The organism is Streptomyces sp. SID3343 (assembly GCF_009865215.1).
In the GTDB taxonomy this organism is placed as follows: Bacteria; Actinomycetota; Actinomycetes; order Streptomycetales; family Streptomycetaceae; genus Embleya.
Genome location: NZ_WWJX01000703.1, coordinates 1 through 2,248 on the forward strand (window position 1 = coordinate 1; position 2,248 = coordinate 2,248).

A 2,248-nucleotide genomic window follows, 5' to 3' on the forward strand; every position below is an offset into this window, starting at 1 on the left:
CCTCCCCACCTACCCCTTCCAACACCAACGCCACTGGCTCAACCCGGCCGGGAGCTCGGACACCGCCCGCTCCGGCCGAGGGCCCACCGCCCATCCCCTCCTGACCGCGATGGTCGACCTCCCCGACGGCGCGACCGTGCACACCGGACTCCTGGATCCGCGGACTCAGCCGTGGCTCGACGACCACGCCATCGACGGCACGGTCCTGCTTCCCGGCACGGCGATCACGGAACTGCTCTGGGCGGCGGGCGACGGCGCGACGGTGGCCGAACTGACGCTGCACGCACCGGTCCTGCTTCCGGAATCGGGCGCCGCCCGGGTCCGGGTGGTGGTCGGCGCCCCGGGGGCGGACGGAGCGCGGGAGGTCGTCGTGCACGCCGCCGCCGACGGGCGGGAATGGACCCACCACGCGACCGCGGTCCTGGCACCGCGCGCCACCACGACCGCGGATCCGGCCCCATGGCCTGTGCCGGACGCCGCCTGGCCTCCGCCGGGTGCCGAGCCGGTCGTGATCGACGGCCTGTACTCGCGGCTCGCCGAACACGGCTTGGAGTACGGACCGACGTTTCGCAACGTCCGCGCCGTCTGGCGCGACGGCCGACACACCTACGCCGAAGTCGCCCTGCCCGAGGGAACCCGGGACAGCCGTTACGGTCTCCACCCGGCCCTGCTCGACGCCGCCCTGCATCCGCCGGCCCTGGAGCGCGACGAGTCCGGTCCGGTGCTGGTGCCGTTCTCCTTCACCGGCGCCACGCTGTACGCCGCCGGCGCCACCGAACTGCGGGTACGACTGACGGCGATCGACGCCGAAACCGTCGCCGTCGCCGTCGCCGACACGAACGGTGCGGCGATCGCGGTCGTCGACGAGCTACGACTGCGCCCCGCCGCGAAACCGGACCCGGCCGGGCAGGGCGCGCTGTTCGTGCTCGACTGGACGCCGATCGACACGCTCGCGGCCCCGCCGACGAACGCCCGCTACGACATCATCGGCGAGGACGGCGAGGACGGTAACGACCGCCTCGTCGCCGCCCTGGAGGGCGCCGGCAGCACCACGCGCACCTGGCCCGACGCGGCCGCGTTCGCACACGCGCTGAGCTCCGGTGCCACCGCTCCCGACGCGGTCCTGGTTCCACGCCTGGGCACCGGTCACGACGACGTCGGCGCCGCCGTGTCCGCGGAGCTGCTCGACCACCTGCGAACCCTGCGGTGGTGGCTGACCGACGAACGCACCGCGGACATCCCGCTGGTCGTGGTCACGGCGAGTGCCGTCGCCACCGAGCCGGAGCACCCGGCGGATCTCGTGCACGCGCCGTCCTGGGGCATGAGTCGCAGCGCCCAGGCGGAACACCCGGGCCGGATCACCCTGATCGACCTCGCCGCCGGCGCGCTGCACGACGCCGCCGCCGCGGTCGGCTTCGCGCTCGCCGCCCACGAACCACAGATCGCGGTACGCGAGGGTCGGGTCCTGATCCCCAGGCTGGCCCGTGCGGCCTCCTCGGCACCGGGACCGGCGCCGTTCGACGCCGAGCGAACCGTGATCGTCACCGGCGCGAGCGGCGGCCTGGCCGGGCATGTCGCCCAGCATCTGGTGACCCGGCACGGCGTCCGGCACCTGTTGCTGCTCAGCCGCACCCGCGCCACCGCACTGGCCGATCGGCTGACCACGCTGGGGGCGCGGCCCGTCGTGGTGGCCTGCGATGTCGCCGACGCCGGGCAACTCGCCGCCGCCTTGCGCGAGATACCGGCGGAGCACCCGCTCGGCGCCGTCGTGCACACCGCCGGGATACTCGGCGACGCCACCCTCACCGGCCTCACCGACGAGCAGGTCGCCGCGGTACTGCGGGCCAAGGTCTCGGGGACGCTGAACCTGCACGAACAGACCGCAGACCTCGCCGCGTTCATCCTGTTCTCCAGCGCGGCCGGCGTGTTCGGCGGTGCCGGCCAGGCCAACTACGCGGCGGCCAACACCTTCCTCGACGCGTTCGCCGGGCACCGCCGCGCCGCCGGGCTTCCCGCGACGGCGCTGGCGTGGGGACTGTGGGACGAGGAGACCGGGACGACCGCGCACCTGACCGGCGCCGATCGCGACCGCCTCGAACACAGCGGGCTGCGCCCGCTCGACACCGCGGCCGGCCTGGCCCTGTTCGACGCGGCCCTGACCGCGACCCACCCCGTCGTACTGCCGCTGAGCCCGGACCTGCGCCGGTTCGAGAAAAGCGAGGTGCCACCGCTGCTGCGCGCACTCGTG

General features: G+C 74.6%; 1 protein-coding gene. It reads left to right on the top strand.

Annotation, left to right across the window (positions count from 1 at the left end; all coding sequences use genetic code 11):
• On the top strand, window positions 1–2,248 hold a 2,248-nt coding region (locus GT354_RS21540; protein WP_161357987.1), incomplete at both ends, for a type I polyketide synthase.